Genomic DNA, 15544 nt, shown 5'->3' on the forward strand with positions numbered 1-15544 from the left:
GCATCTCCAGTGTGTCGGCGACCGTCATCGGTCGGTGAACAGGACGTGGACGGAAGCGCCCAAGGCCGGCGGCCCGGCGACGGCGTACAGCAGCCAGGGCGACGCGGTCTGCGTGTCGACGACGGTGATGAGCGCCGCCAGCACGAACGGCGCGGTGAGCGCGGCGCCGGCCTTGTGGCCCGCGACGAGCAGCAGCACCGGCGCCGCGGCCAGGGCCACGCCCGCCAAGCCCGCCACCAGGCGCGCGGACGCCTGCCGATGCGCCTCCTCCTCGCTGAACGAGCTCATGAAGGGCACGGCCTCCGACACGGCGACCAGCAGGATGCTCCCCGCGACGGCGACCACGGCGAACACCAGCACCGCGAGGAGCGTGACCGGTGTCTTCGGCGCCAGGACCGCGCGCAGCGCCATCGCCACGGCCACCGGCACCGTGATCAGGCAGGGCAGGAAGGCGACCGTTCCCCCCGCGAGGCCCGGCGCGACCAGCAGCACGGGGACGAGCACGGTGGCCAGCACCGCGAGGGCGGGCCCGCGCTCTCCCCCTAGGAGGAGCAGCAGCGCGCCGGCGGCCATCCCGGCGGCGGCCGCGTAGACGACCACGCGGTCGTGCTGGAGCGGCCGCTCCGCGACGCGGGCGGGCTGGCCGGACCAGTCGTAGGCGCCCTTGAGCACCAGCAGCCCCGCGACGGCCACCAGCACGCAGGCGGGCACCGTCAGCGCCGCCGCCGTCCTGGTCTGCACGTCCATGTCCCGGCTCCGCGACCGCAGGTCATTCGCCGATCACGACGGGCGCGGCCGCGTCGAACCCCAGCTGGCCGTCGCCGCCGGTGACCGCCAGGCTGGCGACGTAGGTGCCCGGCTCGGTGTAGGTGTGCGCGACCTTCGCGCCCGTGGCGAGCGTCCCGTCGGCGAACTCCCACAGGTAGCGCTTCACCTCGCCGCCGGCCGAGCCGGACGACCCGGACGCGTCCAGGACGACCGTGCGGGGACCGGTCCGCGTCACGGTCGCCTTCGCCACCGGCGGGCTCTTGGGCCGCGCCAGCTCGGTCGTGGTCACGCGGACCTTCACCGGGCGGTCACCGCCGGTCAGCTCCACCTTCCAGCCGCCGGCCGCGGCGCCGGGCACGTACACGCTGTCGTAGACCGCCCGCTTGGTGCTGTTGCGGCGGTGCCTGGCGCGGGGCGCTGTCGCGCCGTCCGGCGCCAGCACCCGCACCGTGACGTCCCCGGCCGCCCAGGTCGCGCCGAACCCGGCGCCGAGGCCGCCGCCGCGCAGCGTCACCGGGACCTGGACCTTCTGCCCCGGCGGGACGGTGACGTCCGCCGCCTGCCGGGTCACGCCCTCGTCGCCCGCCACCCGCGGCGCGGCGGCCGGCCGCAGGAACGCCTCCTTGATGATGCAGGCGGTGTTGGCGTAGCCGGCCCTGGTCGGGTGGAACGAGTCGTTGATGCTCCGGGGCACGATCCCGTTGAGGAACCGCTCCTGGCCCTTGGGCGGGCAGATCTCGTGGCCGTCCGTCGAGTGGTAGATGTCGACCGGCACGGCCCCGGCGACGGTGGCCGAGGTGACGAGGTAGTTGTCGAGGCGCTGCACCCACTGGTTCATCCACAGCTGGTCGGTGATGCGGATCATCTGGCAGCGCTTCACCGGGAGCGGGACGGTCGAGGTGCCGTCGGCCCCGCCCTCGTCGGGGAAGAACTTCGGGTAGGTCGGCACGAAGATCTTCGCCTGTGGGGAGCGCTCCCGGATCTGCTTGAAGACCGCCTGCAGCAGGTTGGCGTTCTGCGCGGTGCCCTCGTCGAGCTTGGCGAAGGCCGCCTGGAGCCCGGGGTCCTGGGAGGCCTCGCAGGTCCTGATCGCCGAGACCTTGATGCACGCCTGGACGGTGTCGGCGAACCCCATGTCGTTGCCGGAGACTCCCAGGGTCACGTGGGAGACGTCGTCGCCGAGCGTGGCGAGCTGGGACGCCTCGCCCGACTTGCCGTTGCGGACGTCGGCGATGGTGGCGCCGCTGCACGCGACGAAGGAGAGGTTCCCGCCGAGCACGCCGTCCCTGGCGAGCAGCGGGGCGTACGCCCACGGCGACCGGCTGCAGTCGCCGCTGGCGGACAGGTAGTCGCCGGCGCCGACGCCGGCCTGGTAGGAGTCGCCCATCGCCACCCAGCGGCCGGGCGCGGCGGCGGGCGCCGCCGGCGCCACCGCCGACGAGGCCGCGAGGGCGACGACGCAGGTTCCCGCGATGAAAAGGCCGCGCTGCCGCATGCACATCCCCCAGCCAGGAGAAGAGCGCGCGCACCAGGTGTGTGCGGACGCCCCGGACGCAATCGCCATGATCGGAACATTGGACGATCTTGCTGTCAACGGCCGGTGGCGCGCTCGTCGTTCATTGCCGTCACGGCACGCATTTCCCTTGGCGAATTTCGCCAAGTGGACCCCGGTTCGAGGCGCGCACGACCGAATTCGGTCAACATTCCCATGTTTAGAGATCTCCGGGTTAGCGTGCGCCTGATGATCGACTCGGGCGCCCGCCCGGCTACGAAACGGTGGTCAGATGGACTCCGCCGCACACCCCGCACCGCCCGATCCCGGCGAGCCGCCCGCCCCGGTCACCCGCCGCCGCTTCCTCGGCCGGACCGCGGTCGCCGGCTCGGTCGCGGTCGCCGCCGGGTCGACGCCGGCCGGGTCCGGCTCCGCGCCGTCCGGGCGGACGGCCGCCGCGAGCACGCCGGACGCCGGCGCCGCGCCCGCGCCGCCCGCGGCACCGCTCGACCGGCAGCGGGAGATGCTGCTGCAGGCCGCGCGGGCCGGGGCGGTCTACCCGATCGAGTTCCGCGGCTTCGGCGAGTCCGCCCGCGGGAGGGCCCGCGTCACCGCGGCCCGCCTGCTGGCCGCCGAGCGGCGGCTCGCCCCCGGACGCCTCGCGCAGGCGCGGGCGGGCGCGGACGCCCTGATCGCCCAGGGCCTGTTCGGCGCGCCGCAGGGCCGGCTGCTGGCGGGCATCGGGCGGCACGCGGCGCAGGCCGGCGACCGGGCCCGGCGGGATCTCCGGGCGTTCGTGGCGCTCGGCGTCGCGACCCTGTCGCCCCACTTCGACCCGGCCGACGACGCCATGGCGGAGATCTGGCTCGGGGGGCTCGGCCGGGAGCACCGGCTCGGCCGGCAACCGCAGCCCATCGTGCGCCGCAACTGACCGGCGCGACCAGGAACCGACGACGGAGGACCATGGAACTCTGCGCGGACGACCACGGCAGGCTGGAACGGGCCAAGCAGCAGATCTACGACGCCTACGGCGACGACCCGAACGTCACCGGGGTCGGCATCGGCTTCCGGCGCCGCGCCGGCGCGTGGACCGGCCGGCCCGCGGTCGTCGTGCTGGTCGCCAAGAAGCGCCGCGAGGCCCTGGTGTCGCGGCGCCGGCTGCTGCCGCGCACCGTCGAGGTCGACGGCACGACCTACGAGGTCGACGTGGAGCAGGCCGGGCCGTTCTCGGCAGGGGCGCGGACGGCCCTCGCGCCGGCGCGGGCACCGCTCGCCCCGGCGGGGGTGTCGGACCCGATCACCGGCCGGATGCGGCCGCCGCGGCAGGGCGTCAGCGTCTCCAACCCCGTCGACGGCATCACGGCCGGCACCCTCGGCCTCTTCGTGATCGACAACACCGACGACACCGTCTGCCTGCTGACCTGCAACCACGTGATCGCGCGCATGGGGCGCGGCAGGGTCGGCGAGCCGATCGTCCAGCCCGGCACCTACGACGGCGGCACGCCGGCGGACGCGATCGCGAAGCTGAAGCGCTGGGCGCCCATCAACCCGTCGGGCACGCGGGTCGACGGCGCGATCGCGCAGCTGACCGACCAGAGCGCCTACACCCTGGACGTCGCGAAGGACCTCATGGCGCCCATCTCGGCCACCCATCCGGTCGTCGGCATGGCCGCGGCCGGCGACTCCTTCGGCGGCAACCTGCTGACCCGGATGGACGCGACGCTGGAAGCCCTCAACGTGCGGCTCCCGCTCGGCCAGCGGGGGGCGATGTCGGAGGCCGGGCTGCCCTGCGCGGGCCCGGTGCTGGGGCTCGCCGACCCCGAGCCCGGGATGAAGGTCGAGAAGGTCGGGCGGACGACCGGCTACACCTCCAGCGAGATCGTCGCGATCGGCGTGCGAGCGGTCGTCACGACGCCGATCGGCGACATCCCCTACAACGACATGATCTACACCGAGTTCCTCATCGCGGCCGGCGACTCGGGGTCGGTCGTCTTCGCGGGCGGCGACGGCGACACCCATGTGGTCCCCGACGCCCAGTGGGAATGCAAGATTCTGCCGGTGCTGAGCGATTACTACCGGCTGCCGCTGGTCGAGGACAATCCGATCGCCGACAAAGTGCGCGATGAGTTCTTCCTGCAGAGCATGACCGGAAGGCTGCTGGTCGAACTCACCTATGTGAACTCCGAGGCTCTCATCAACCGGTTGAAAGACCGGCAGCCGCAATCGTCCGAAGTGATTTACGCGAAACAGTACTACGACAAATACCACGATTTCATGGAGGGCGTTCTCAACGACCCCGACTCCGCGGAGGTCGTCACCCAGGAGCACCTCGACGACGCCGAGGTCGTCATCGGCGGCCTCGCGCAGAGCGGCGTCCTGAAGGCGCCCGAGGCGCAGCTCGCCGTCAAGCTCTACCGGGAGTCGCTCGTGCCCACGCTCGGCATGAACCGGCGGGAGGTCCTGGCGTACATGCGGAATCCCGCCGTGTACAGCCAGGTCTACGAGGCCGTCAAGGCGACCGCCGGCATCGAGCTGAACGCGCCCTTCAAGCAGATGCCGCCGGAGCCGACCTCGTGACCGCCGTCCGGAGCCCGGCACCCGGCGCGGAGATGGACTACCCCTCCCGGGTCCTGGCGCGCGTCGACGAGCTGGCCGCGGGCCTCGGCCCGTCGCTGCGGGGCCCGGTGGCGGCGCTGGCGGCCAACCCGGGCAAGAGCCTGCGCTCGGGCCTGCTGGCGGCCTGCGTGGGCGACGCGCCCGTGGACCCGTCCCGGCTGGTCAGGCTGGGCGCGCTGGTGGAGCTCGTCCATCTGGCGTCGCTGATCCACGACGACGTGGTCGACCGGGCGGCGCTGCGGCGGGGGCGGCCGACCGCGCACACGCTCGTCGGCCCCGAGCGGGCGTCGCTCGCGGGGCTGGCCGCCTTCGCGCTGGCCGGGACCGAGTCGGCCGAGCTCGGCGCCGGGGTCGACATGCTGGTCAGCCGCACGCTCAGCGAGCTCGCCCACGGCCAGCTGCTGGACATCGAGCGGACCTTCGACACCGCCTACCCGCTCCAGGACTACCTGGAGCTCACCGAGCGCAAGACCGGCGTCCTGTTCCAGATGACCTGCCTGCTGGGCGCCGCGGAGGCCGCCCGCCCCGAGCCGGAGGCCGCGGCGCTCGCGCTGTTCGGCCGCGAGTTCGGGATCGCCTTCCAGGTACTGGACGACTGCCTCGACCTCACCCCGGGCGACACCGACAAGTCCGTCGGCACCGACCACATGCTGGGCCTCTTCGGCGCGCCCACGCTGGCCGCCCTCGCCGCCGACGGCTCCGGCGCGCTGGCCGCGCTCCTGCTGTCGCCGGACTTCACCGCCGGCGACCTGCCGGCCGTGCGCGCGCTCGTCCAGTCGTCCGGCGGCCTGGACGAGGCGATGGGGCTCGCGCACGAGCACCTCGGCCGCGCGCGGGCCGCCCTGGACGGCGTCGGCGCGGACGCGCGGACGGCGATCCTCGCCATCCTGGCGAAAGTCGAGGCCCGCCTGTGACGGTCAGGCCCCGAAGTCGCGCTCCAGCCTCCCGAGGGCCGCGGCCGGGTTGAGCCGCCGCGCGTTCGCGAGGAGGTCCTCCTCGGCCTGGTCGCCCTGGAGGATGTTGACGACCACCCGCTCGCGCTCGGCGCCCCGCCCGAAGAGCCCCTCCTCGTCCAGCCGGGCGAGCGCGCGGAAGCACGCCTCGAACCGCCCGTCGATCTCGGCGTCGAACGCGCCCTCCTCCTCGTCGTCATCGTCGCGCTGCCAGGGGTCGCCGCGCTCGTCCAGCAGTTCCAGGACGCCGGCGAAGTGCTCCTCGCCCAGCATGTGGTACGGCGAGTCGGCCGGGCTCCAGCGCAGCGTGGCGGCCTGCTCCTCCACCGTCCCGCCGAACTCCCCGAGGTAGCGCTCCGCGACCCGCAGCAGGCCCTCCTCGCTGCCGCACGTCGGCAGGATGTAGGCCGCGAACACGTCGGAGAAGAACGCGAAGCTGTAGAAGGTCTCACCGGGGTTGCGCTCGCGCGCCTCCCGGAACGCGGCCCGCCCCGCCGCCACCAGCCGGTCCGCCAGCTCATCGAAGGACATCCGGAGATCATCCCAGCCGGGCGCGGAGAAGGCAGAACTCGTTGCCCTCCGGATCCTGGAGGACGACCCAGCTCTCCTCCCCCGTCTGCCCGACGTCCGCGGGCCGCGCCCCGGCGGCCAGCAGCCGCTCCAGCTCGGCGTCCTGGTCCTGGTCCGTCGCGTTCACGTCGATGTGCAGCCGCATCTTCCCGGGCGCCGGCGCCTCGCTGCGGCTGAGGACGAGCGTCGGCTGGAGGCCGCCGAACCCCTCCCGCGGCCCGATCTCGACATCGCCGTCCTCCCGGTGGAGCACGACGAACCCGAGGACCTCGCACCAGAACGCGGCGAGCGCCTCGGGGTCCCGGCAGTCGAGTACCAGCTCACTGATCCGGCAGGCCATCCCCCGCTCCTCTCTTCACGGACCCGTCCATGAAACAGGAGATCGCTCAACGCCGCACACTCGAGCCGCGCGCCTCGCGCCGGCCGCTCACCCGCCGGCGCGGGCGGACGTGAGGGCGTCCCAGGCGGCCATCGCGCAGGTGATGACCGCTTCCAGTTCGGCGCGGGTGGCACCGTCGCGGGCCTGGATGGAGAGGCCCTGCACCACGGTCGTGTAGTAGCGGGCGATGCCGTCGAGTGCGGCGGGCGGCGCGGTGAGGTCGCCGTCGGCGACGCCTCGGGCGAGCCGCTCCTTGATGGCGGTGTGCATGTCGCGGCGGATGTCGGCCAGGAACTCCCGGACCGGGTGGTTCTCCACGGCGCCGGTGGGCGCGGCGAGGATGAGCATGCAGTAGTGCGGCGCGTCGGACCGGGTGATCTCATCGGCGGTGGCGCGCAGCATGGCCCCGACCGCGGCGCGCGCGGTCGCCTGCTCGCGCAGCGCGCGCCTGGGCGGCTCGCCCGACGTCGTGCCGTAGAGCGCCATGACCTTGCGGAACAGCTCCTCCTTGCTGCCGAAGCAGGCGTAGATGCTGGCCGAGGCGATGCCCATGGCCCGGGCGAGGTCGCTGAGCGAGGTGCCCTCGTAGCCGCGCTCCCAGAACACCTCCAGCGCCTGGCGCAGGGCGGTGTCGGGGTCGAAGGTGCGCGGCCTGCCGCGAGTGGCCATCGGGAGGGCCTCCGTACTTGTTTGTCGTTCGATCAACTTTACCTTGACCGGCGGCGCCGGGCCGTGGCACGGTTTGTTTGTCGTTCGATAAACAAAGGAGGGGAACGCCGTGAGCATTCCCGCGACCATGCGCGCCCTGCGGCAGACGTCCCTGGACGGGCCGGCCGGCCTGCGGCTGGTCACCGACGCGCCGGTGCCGGCCCCGGGCCCCGGCGAGGTCCTGGTCCGGGTCACCGCCGCCGGCGTCAACTACGCCGACATCTCGCAGTCCCGCGGCACGTACGCGGACGGCCCGCGGCCGCCGTACCTGGCGGGCATCGAGGCCGCCGGCGAGGTCGTCGCCCTCGGCGAGGGCGCGACCGGCCCGCAGCCCGGCGCGCACGTCGTCGGCGTCGCCATCACGGGCGGCGCCTTCGCCGAGTACGCGGCGCTGCCCGCCGCCGGCGCGGTGCCGGTGCCGGCGGGCTGGGCGGACGAGCAGGCGCTGGGCCTGGTCGTGAACTGGCCGACCGCGCTGGCGGCACTCAGACCGCTGGGCGGCGTCACCGCCGGGCAGACCGTGCTGATCCACGCCGCCGCCGGCGGCACCGGCGAGGCCGCGGTGCGGATGGCCAAGCACTACGGCGCGACGGTGATCGCCGCGGCCTCACCCGGCAAGCACGAGGCGGTCCGGGCGCTGGGCGCCGACCACGTCGTCGACTCCCGCGGAGCCGGCATCGCCGCCGAGGTCCTGCGGCTGACCGGCGGCGCCGGCGCCGACCTCGTCCTGGAGTCGGCCGGCGGCGCCGCCTTCGGCGCGAGCCTGGCGGCGGCCAAGCGCGTCACCGGCCGGGTCGTCGTCTACGGCCTGCCCGGCGGCGAGGCCGCGGTCAGCAACTGGGACCTCGTCTACAAGCACCAGGTCCAGGTCATCGGCCTGAACATCGGCGTCCTCATCCGGGCGGCGCCGCACGTCTTCGGCGAGGTCATGGCGGAGATGTCCGCGCTCCTCGCGGCCGGCGTGCTCGGCCCCGGCCGGCCCACCGCCCATGAGCTGGCCGAGGGGCCGAGGGCGCTCGCGGAACTGGAGGCGCGGGCCACCGCGGGCAAGCTCGCGCTCCTGCCCTGACGCCGCCGGTCACCGCCCGGTGAGGCGGATGACCGGGTACTCGCGCTCGGACTTGCCCTGGTACTTGGCGATGCGCGGCTGGGCTTCGGCGATGCGCCGCCACGCCCGCTCGCGGTCGGCGCCGTCGAGGCGCTGCGGCGTCACCGGGGCGGGCTCCCGACCGGGCAGCTCGATCGTCGCCCGGTCGGGGTTCGCCATCAGGTTGTCGAACCAGTCCGGATTCCGGCTCCCGCCGCCGGACGCGACGATCAGCCGGGCGTCGCCCTCGTCCGGGAACCACGCCACCGGCGTCTCGCGCGGCCGCCCGCTCCGGCAGCCGACCGTGTTCAGGATCAGCACGTCCATGCCCATGAACGTGCCGCGCCCCTTGCGGACCTTGCGGGTCATGCGGGCGTTCGCGCGGTGCTGCATCCACCGCGAGAACGCCCCCGGCGTCCCGGGGCGGCGCCCGCCGCCCGCCTTGCTGCTCTCTGCCATCGGATTACCTCCAGACCCCTCCCTGCCCCGGGAGAGGCCGAGTAAGTGGTGACGTCTATGGCGGTTCACGCTAGGCGCGCCCCGCCGGCCGGCGCTTCTCGATTCCTGACCACTCCCCCGGTCACGGCCGGCCGGCGACGTCCTCCGGGCTCGCCGCGGCCGGGAACCCCGCGCCGGCACCCCACATCTCCGCGAACCGGCCGTCCTCGAACCGGAAGATCTCGAACAGCACGGGCCGCGCGCCGCCCGGGATCCCCTCGACGGACGACCGGACGGCGGCCCTGTCGCCGTCCACCAGGATGTCCTCGGCGACGACGCGGATGGCGGGGAACCGGCCGGTCAGCGTCCGCCAGGCGGCCCGGCCCGCCGCGAAGCCCGTGCTGCCGAGCGGATGGCTGACGAAGTCCGGGGCGTGCAGTTCGGCGGCCTGGTCGAACCGGCGCGTGTTGAAGCACTCCTGCATCCGCCGCACCAGGGCGGTCGCGTGCTCACGGCTGATCATCGGCGCGTCTCCTCATGCCGGAGGTGGCGGGCGGCGCAGGTAAGCGGTGCGCCGCACCGGTTACGCTCAGCCTAACCGGTGCGGCGCCCCGGTTGTAGGGTTGCCGGGATGTCCAGACCCTCGCCGCGCGCCGACGCGCGCCGGAACCGCGAGCGGGTGCTGGCGACCGCGCGGCGGCTCTTCGCGGCGGACGGCCTCGGCGTCCCGCTCGACGAGATCGCCCGCCGCGCGGGCGTCGGCCCCGGCACCGTCCACCGGCACTTCCCCACCAAGGAGGCGCTCTACCTGGCCGTCGCGACCGAGATGCTGCGGCACCTGATCGCGGAGGCGGAGGAGCTCGCCGCCACCGGTGACCCCGCGGCCCTCTTCACGCTGCTGTCCCGGATGATCGCGACGGGCGCCGAGAACGTCGCGGTGAAGAGCGCGCTCGCGGCCGCCGAGTTCGACCTGCGCACCGCCGCCCCGGACGTCGCGGCCGACCTCACCGGCCACGTCGCCGGCCTGCTGGCGCGCGCGCACGCGGCCGGCGCCGCACGCCGCGACGCCACCGTGGACGAGGTGATGGCACTGGTCGCCGGCGCCTTCGCCGCGATCCGCCACGCCGGAGCGGAGACCAGCCCCGAACGCTCGGCGCACATCGCCCGGCTCATCCTCGACGGCCTGCGCCCCCAGTAGGCCCACGCCCTGGAGGCCGGGGGCTTGCCCTTGACCCCGGGGTGGGTCACTCTCCTGATATGAGCGTGCATCTCATGTGAAGGCGGGGCGGCCCATGGCCACAGAGCCCGATGAGGGGTCCGGGTACTCGCTGAACTACCAGTGCTCCCCGCCCGGAGGGATCACGTTCCTCGTGTTGGCGCTGGTGGTGGGGGCCTTGTGCGCGCTCGTCATCCCCGCCATGGACGCGGGCCTGCCGACTTTCTGGCTGACCATGGCCAGCGCCCTCGCCGGCGCCTTCATCGGATCCGGGCCGGCGCGCCGTGTCGTGCTGACGGACGGCGGCCACCTGCTCGTCACCGGGTTCGGACAGCATGTCGACGTCGAGGCGCGCAGCATCACCGCGGTCAGCGTCTCGAGATGGGCGCGCCTCGGGTTCGGGTCCGCGGTCGTCCACTGGACGGGCGGGCAGTTCCGGATCTGGCGGAGCATGAGGTACACGCCCGAACGGCGGCACTCCTTCTGGTCCATGAGGCACGCCACCGGGCGCGGCGGCAAGGACTTCGGTGACCTGGTGTACCGCCTCCGCCTGTGCAACCCGGCCTTGACCATCGAGGGCGTCAGACCACCGGCCTGGGCGCTGCCCCCGCCAATGCGTCAGCCCCCGCACTGGAACTAGCACCCGCCTGCAACCGAGTACGGCGGACCGGGGTTCTTGTGGTCGTCGCCGAACAAGGGAGTGATGGACGTGGGAGCCCCTGTGGAAGAGGGACATGCCGTCGCGGAAGCGGATGCCGCGTGGGCGGTGATGGAGAAGTTCTACGCGGCCGAGGCCGCGTACGTGGCCGCGGGCGGATACGGCGAAGCCGACTACGACCGGGTCGCCGAGTACCTGGACCCGGACGTCGTCCTGCACCAGGCTCCGGGCCTCCCGTTCACCGGAACCGGGACGTGGCGGGGACGGGACGGCCTGGAGCGCTTCCTCGCCGTCTTCAGCGAACTCTGGGAGTCGATGGAGTTCCTGGAACAGGAGCACTGGGGCGACGGGAACACCGTGGTGGTGCGCAACCGGGTGCGCTTCCGCGCCCGGTCGACGGGCCGGGAGGCCGAGACCCTGATCGTGCAGTTGATCAAGGTCCGGGACGGTCGCATGCTGGAGTGCCGCCCCTTCTACTGGGACCCGTCCGCCATCACCGGCGCCTGCGCCGGGCCGCCCCCGCAGGGGTGATCGTCGCGGCGCTGGGAACGTTCGTCCCATGCGCATCGATCTCACCGGACGGACCGCCTTCGTCAGCGGCTCCACGCAGGGCATCGGCCGTGCCATCGCCGCCGGGCTGGCACGGTCCGGCGCCACCACAGTGATCAACGGCCGTTCCGAGCGGAGCGTCGAGGAGGCCCTGCGGGCGCTCCGCAACGACCTGCCGGACGCCCGGCTGCACGGCGTCGCCGCGGACGTCGCCACCGCCGAGGGCGCGCGGGCCGTCGCCGAGGCGCACCCCGGGGTGGACATCCTGGTCAACAACCTCGGCATCTTCGAGGCGCGCCCGGCGCTGGAGATCGACGACGACGAGTGGCGGCGGTACTTCGAGGTCAACGTGCTGTCGGGGGTGCGCCTCGCCCGCCGCTACCTGCCCGGCATGATCGACCGCGGCTGGGGGCGGGTGCAGTTCATCGCCAGCGACTCCGCCGTGGCGATCCCGGCGGAGATGGTGCACTACGGCATGTCGAAGACCGCGCTGCTCGCCGTCTCGCGCGGCTACGCGAAGGCCGTCGCCGGGACGGGCGTCACGGTGAACACGGTGCTGGCGGGTCCGACCCACACCGGCGGCGTCGAGGACTTCGTGGCCGACATGGTCGGCGACGACCTGCCCTGGGACGAGCGGCAGCGCCGCTTCATGGCCGAGCACCGCCCGAACTCGCTGCTGCGGCGGCTCATCGAGCCGGAGGAGATCGCGAACATGGTCGTCTACCTCGGCTCCGACCACGCGTCCGCCACGACGGGAGGCGCGCTCCGGGTGGACGGCGGCTACGTCGACGCGATCCTGCCCTGAGGCCCGAGGGCCAGCCGGAGGCGGCCCTCGGCGAGGGCCTCCGCCACGCGGCGTTCGGTTTCGGAGGCGTCCTCGCCGGAGGTGTCCAGGACGTGCGGCTCCAGGTCGCCGAGGTCGGCGAACTGGTCCCACATCGTCAGGATCGGCGCCCGGTCGACCAGCGCGCCGGGCGCGCTGCGGCTCTGCGCGCGGGCGAGCGCGGCGTCGCGCGCCGGCCGCAGGACCGCGTAGTGGACGGGCACCCGCGGGTGGAGCCGGGCCTGCTCGCGGAAGTGGCCGAGCATCCAGGGGCCGACGATCCCGTCCACGACGGTGGTGAAGCCTCCGGCCGCGTAGGTGAACGCGGCGCCGGCGATGACGTCCATGACGGTCTCGTTCTGCGCGCGCGACGCCGGATCGTAGGGCGGGATCACCCCGGCCGCGATGTAGTGCCAGAAGTCGTCGGTGTGCAGGTGGACGGCCTTGGGGTACCGGCGGGCGATCCGCGCCGCGACCGTCGATTTGCCCGCGCCCGGCGGGCCGGTCAGGAGGGTGACGCTGCTGGCCATGCGCCGATCCTAGGCCGGATCCGCCACGCCCAGGGTCGGTGAGTCATGGCCCGCGCGTACGCCATGAATCCAAATCCTTACGGTGAGTAACCGACATGGCGGAGGCCGGGCATGGGTCGGGGACGTCGAAACCCCCGAAGAGGAGCCGCACATGCCAGATCGTGCCGGACCAGTACCCCGGCTACGCCCTCGGCCTCTACAACAACCACGTCGCCGACGACCAGTGGGTGGTGCCGACGCCGACCTGGGGCGGGCCGCCGACGCTCTTCCACGCCTGGTCGGCGGTGCCCACCACCATCCCGGTGGGCGAGGTCGACAAGGAGGACGCGTGGCTCGTCGGCGAGGACGCCGGTGAGCCCCCCGAACCACGCACGGCGATGTGACGGGCCGGCCGGACCGGATCTTCGTCCCGGTCCGGCCGGCGCCCCGGAGTCGCCGGCGTGATCGCCTTCGCGCGGCTCGGCGACGTCCCGCGTCGACCGTCTAGCGGTGCGTCGTCCAGGTGCGGGTGATCTCCTCGGCGGCGTCGACGACGAGGGTCCGGTAGCGGTCGATGGCCTCCGGGGTGAAGCGGTGCCGGGGCCCGCACACGCTGATGGAGCCGTGCACCTCCCCGTCCGGGCCGAACAGCGGCGCGGCGACCGAGCCCGCGTCGGCCTGGCGCTCGCCGAGGGAGACGGCGACGCCCTCCCGGACCGTCTCGGCGAGCTCGGCGCGCAGCCGGGCCTCGTCGGTGACGGTCCGGTGGGTCATCGCCGCCAGCGGCCGGCCGAGGACCAGCTCCCGGCGCTCCGCGGGCAGGAACGCGAGGATCACCCGGCCCGAGGAGCCGGCGTGCAGCGGGAACCGGCGCCCGACCTCGACCGTCATCTTGACCTCGTGCGGGCTCTCGAACTGGTCGAGGTAGACCCGCTCGTCCCCGACGAGGCCCGACAGCGTGGTGGTCTCGCCGGTCGCGTCGCGCAGCCGCCGCAGCACGGGCGCGGCGGCGTTGCGGACGTTGAACCGGCGCAGCGCGCTCACCCCGAGCGCGACGGCGGCCGGGCCGAGCCGGTAGCCCGCCGTGCCCGCCTCCAGCATCTCGCGGGACACCAGCGACTGCAGGATGCGGTACACGACGGCCTTGGAGATGCCCAGCTCGCGGCTGATGGCGGTGACGCCGAGGTACTCCGGGCCGCCGGCGAACAGCAGCAGCACGTCGGCGACCCGCCCGGCGACCTCGGTTCCCCCCGACGGCGGCGCGGTGGCGGTCTGGTTGGTCACGCCAAGATCCTAGGGTTCACCGGCCGCGGCGCAGGTAGCGTCCGACGGGGTCGCCGGTCACCGCGCCGTCCTTGTACACGTGGTTGCCGCGCACGAAGGTGTCGGTGACCCGCGCGGTCATCGCGAACCCCTCGAACGGCGTGTACTCCTGCGTCGACTCGGAGTCGGCGGCGCGGACCGTCCAGTTCGCGTCGGGGTCGACCAGGGCGATGTCGGCGTCGAAGCCCTCGGCGATGGTGCCCTTGTTGACCAGCCCGTAGCGGCGGGCCGGGTTCCAGGAGGTGAGCCGGGCGACCTGCTGGAGCGGCAGGCCGCGCTTGAGGCCCTCGCCGACCAGGCCGGGCAGCAGGTACTCGGCACCGCCGAACCCGGACTTGGCGAGGAAGATGTCGTCGCGGTCGGCGCCGAACTTCATCTCGTCGCGGCAGCAGGCGTGGTCGCTGACGACCCAGTCGACCTCCCCGGCCAGGACGTGCCGCCACAGCGCCTCGACGTCGGCGCGGTCGCGCAGCGGCGGGTTGACCTTGCCGCCGAGGCCGTGCGCGGTGTCGACGTCGGCGAGCAGGTGCCCGATGGTGACCTCGCGGCGGAAGTCGATGTGCGGGAACGCACCCGCCATGGTGAGGGCGGCCGACAGCGCCTTCTCCGACGACAGGTGCAGCAGGTTGATGTTGGGCAGGCCCGTCTCGTGCGCGAGGTAGGAGGCGATCGTGACGGCGAGGCCCTCCGAGTGCGGCGGGCGGGACGCGCTGTAGGCGCGCAGGCCGGTCAGGTTCCCCTCCCGCTCGACCATCTTGGTGTAGGCGGTCATGATCTCGGCGGTCTCGCAGTGCAGCGACAGCGAGATGTGCGGGGCGTAGTCGGCGAGCTGCTCGCGGGCCCGCTGGACGCCGCGCATGACGAACTCGAAGTGCGCGATGTCGTAGCGCTCGTCCGGCGGGGTCATGAGGAAGTCGCTCTGGCTGGACGAGCGGCCGTGCAGCCCGTGGCTCCCGTAGAACATGAAGATCTTGAACGAGGTGACGCCGTGCTCCTCGACGAGGTAGGGGATCTCGTCGATGTGCTCGGCCATCATCGGCGCCAGGTGGAAGGCGTAGTCGACGTAGGCGTTGCCCTGCGCGGCGCTCAGCACCTCGGGGAAGAACTCCCGGTACGGCCCGCCCTTGTTCAGGTAGTACTGGCCGGTGCGCATGTAGGTCAGCGCGGTGGTGACGCCGCCCTGGGCGCTGGCGCGGCTCTCGGTGCGGGAGTCGGTGGCCAGCTCGTTGTAGATGCCCCAGTGCTGGTGGGCGTCCACGACGCCGGGGAACGCGAGGCGCCCGCCCCCGTCGACCACGGTGGCGGCGTCGTCGCCGGGCAGGTCCGGCGCGATCCGGACGATCGTGCCGTCGTTGACGGCGATGTCCGCGCGCTCCGGCTCGGTGCCGTCGGGGGCGTCGGGGCGGACCACCCGCACGTTCTTCAGCAGCAGTTCGGTCGTGGCCATGGCGTACT

At 73.6% G+C, this 15544-nt stretch carries 19 protein-coding genes; 9 read left to right on the forward strand and 10 right to left on the reverse strand.

Annotated features, from left to right (window positions below; translation table 11 throughout):
- Window positions 1-24: 24 nt before the first annotated feature.
- The gene (locus tag HUT06_RS23405) at window positions 25-747 is read right to left on the reverse strand and encodes a hypothetical protein (RefSeq protein WP_176197689.1); all 723 of its coding nucleotides are present in this window, start codon (window positions 745-747) and stop codon (window positions 25-27) included.
- A 22-nt stretch (window positions 748-769) separates the two neighbouring features.
- Window positions 770-2332, reverse strand: a complete 1563-nt coding sequence (locus HUT06_RS23410) for a PKD domain-containing protein (RefSeq protein WP_217711410.1) — start codon at window positions 2330-2332, stop codon at window positions 770-772.
- A gap of 220 nt (window positions 2333-2552) precedes the next feature.
- On the opposite strand from HUT06_RS23410, the gene HUT06_RS23415 reads away from it, so the two are divergent.
- From HUT06_RS23415 to HUT06_RS23425, 3 genes are read left to right on the forward strand one after another with little or no spacing between them, the layout of a single operon-like run.
- On the forward strand, window positions 2553-3191 hold the full coding sequence (locus tag HUT06_RS23415) for a twin-arginine translocation signal domain-containing protein (protein WP_176197691.1): 639 nt from the start codon (window positions 2553-2555) through the stop codon (window positions 3189-3191).
- Window positions 3192-3223: 32 nt separating this feature from the next.
- A complete protein-coding gene (locus tag HUT06_RS23420; RefSeq protein WP_176197692.1) occupies window positions 3224-4837 on the forward strand; it encodes a hypothetical protein in 1614 nt (537 codons plus the stop codon).
- The gene (locus HUT06_RS23425; protein WP_254715345.1) at window positions 4834-5790 is read left to right on the forward strand and encodes a polyprenyl synthetase family protein; all 957 of its coding nucleotides are present in this window, start codon (window positions 4834-4836) and stop codon (window positions 5788-5790) included. Before HUT06_RS23420 ends, HUT06_RS23425 begins: the two co-directional genes overlap by 4 nt.
- Before the next feature lie 3 nt (window positions 5791-5793).
- On the opposite strand, the gene HUT06_RS23430 is transcribed toward HUT06_RS23425, so the two are convergent.
- The 3 genes from HUT06_RS23430 to HUT06_RS23440 form a co-directional block, all read right to left on the reverse strand.
- Window positions 5794-6360: a DUF4303 domain-containing protein gene (locus HUT06_RS23430; protein ID WP_176197693.1), complete on the reverse strand. Its 567-nt coding sequence runs from the start codon at window positions 6358-6360 to the stop codon at window positions 5794-5796.
- A gap of 7 nt (window positions 6361-6367) precedes the next feature.
- Window positions 6368-6739, reverse strand: coding sequence for a VOC family protein (locus tag HUT06_RS23435; RefSeq protein WP_176197694.1), 372 nt, complete (start codon window positions 6737-6739; stop codon window positions 6368-6370).
- Window positions 6740-6826: 87 nt separating this feature from the next.
- Entirely contained in the window at window positions 6827-7447 is a 621-nt protein-coding gene (locus HUT06_RS23440; protein WP_176197695.1) for a TetR/AcrR family transcriptional regulator, read from the reverse strand.
- Window positions 7448-7556: 109 nt separating this feature from the next.
- On the opposite strand from HUT06_RS23440, the gene HUT06_RS23445 reads away from it, so the two are divergent.
- Entirely contained in the window at window positions 7557-8555 is a 999-nt protein-coding gene (locus tag HUT06_RS23445) for a zinc-binding dehydrogenase (RefSeq protein WP_254715346.1), read from the forward strand.
- 9 nt (window positions 8556-8564) lie between these two features.
- On the opposite strand, the gene HUT06_RS23450 is transcribed toward HUT06_RS23445, so the two are convergent.
- Both HUT06_RS23450 and HUT06_RS23455 read right to left on the reverse strand, forming a co-directional pair.
- Window positions 8565-9032, reverse strand: coding sequence for a nitroreductase family deazaflavin-dependent oxidoreductase (locus HUT06_RS23450; protein WP_176197696.1), 468 nt, complete (start codon window positions 9030-9032; stop codon window positions 8565-8567).
- 121 nt (window positions 9033-9153) lie between these two features.
- Complete coding sequence (locus HUT06_RS23455; protein ID WP_176197697.1) at window positions 9154-9534, reverse strand: ester cyclase; 381 nt, start codon at window positions 9532-9534, stop codon at window positions 9154-9156.
- Window positions 9535-9642: 108 nt separating this feature from the next.
- On the opposite strand from HUT06_RS23455, the gene HUT06_RS23460 reads away from it, so the two are divergent.
- From HUT06_RS23460 to HUT06_RS23475, 4 genes are all read left to right on the forward strand, one after another.
- Window positions 9643-10209, forward strand: a complete 567-nt coding sequence (locus HUT06_RS23460) for a TetR/AcrR family transcriptional regulator (protein ID WP_176197698.1) — start codon at window positions 9643-9645, stop codon at window positions 10207-10209.
- A gap of 94 nt (window positions 10210-10303) precedes the next feature.
- The gene (locus HUT06_RS23465; RefSeq protein WP_176197699.1) at window positions 10304-10867 is read left to right on the forward strand and encodes a hypothetical protein; all 564 of its coding nucleotides are present in this window, start codon (window positions 10304-10306) and stop codon (window positions 10865-10867) included.
- 81 nt (window positions 10868-10948) lie between these two features.
- The gene (locus HUT06_RS23470; protein ID WP_254715347.1) at window positions 10949-11416 is read left to right on the forward strand and encodes a nuclear transport factor 2 family protein; all 468 of its coding nucleotides are present in this window, start codon (window positions 10949-10951) and stop codon (window positions 11414-11416) included.
- Window positions 11417-11444: 28 nt separating this feature from the next.
- Complete coding sequence (locus HUT06_RS23475; RefSeq protein WP_176197701.1) at window positions 11445-12239, forward strand: SDR family NAD(P)-dependent oxidoreductase; 795 nt, start codon at window positions 11445-11447, stop codon at window positions 12237-12239.
- Here the strand turns inward: HUT06_RS23475 and HUT06_RS23480 are convergent.
- Window positions 12215-12787 (reverse strand): AAA family ATPase, encoded by a 573-nt coding sequence (locus HUT06_RS23480; RefSeq protein ID WP_176197702.1) that lies wholly within the window; start codon window positions 12785-12787, stop codon window positions 12215-12217. The two genes, HUT06_RS23475 and HUT06_RS23480, sit on opposite strands and share 25 nt — an antisense overlap.
- 161 nt (window positions 12788-12948) lie before the next feature.
- Between HUT06_RS23480 and HUT06_RS23485 the strand changes: the two genes are divergently transcribed.
- Window positions 12949-13170 carry a hypothetical protein gene (locus HUT06_RS23485; protein ID WP_176197703.1) on the forward strand — a complete coding sequence of 74 codons (222 nt, stop codon included), beginning with the start codon at window positions 12949-12951 and terminating at the stop codon, window positions 13168-13170.
- A gap of 100 nt (window positions 13171-13270) precedes the next feature.
- Here HUT06_RS23485 and HUT06_RS23490 read toward each other — a convergent pair whose 3' ends face one another.
- Both HUT06_RS23490 and HUT06_RS23495 read right to left on the reverse strand, forming a co-directional pair.
- On the reverse strand, window positions 13271-14050 hold the full coding sequence (locus HUT06_RS23490) for an IclR family transcriptional regulator (RefSeq protein ID WP_176197704.1): 780 nt from the start codon (window positions 14048-14050) through the stop codon (window positions 13271-13273).
- 16 nt (window positions 14051-14066) lie between these two features.
- A complete protein-coding gene (locus tag HUT06_RS23495) occupies window positions 14067-15536 on the reverse strand; it encodes a dihydroorotase family protein (protein WP_176197705.1) in 1470 nt (489 codons plus the stop codon).
- Between the last annotated feature and the right edge of the window lie 8 nt (window positions 15537-15544).

Origin of the sequence: Actinomadura sp. NAK00032, assembly GCF_013364275.1 — a bacterium.
Classification (GTDB): domain Bacteria; phylum Actinomycetota; class Actinomycetes; order Streptosporangiales; family Streptosporangiaceae; genus Spirillospora.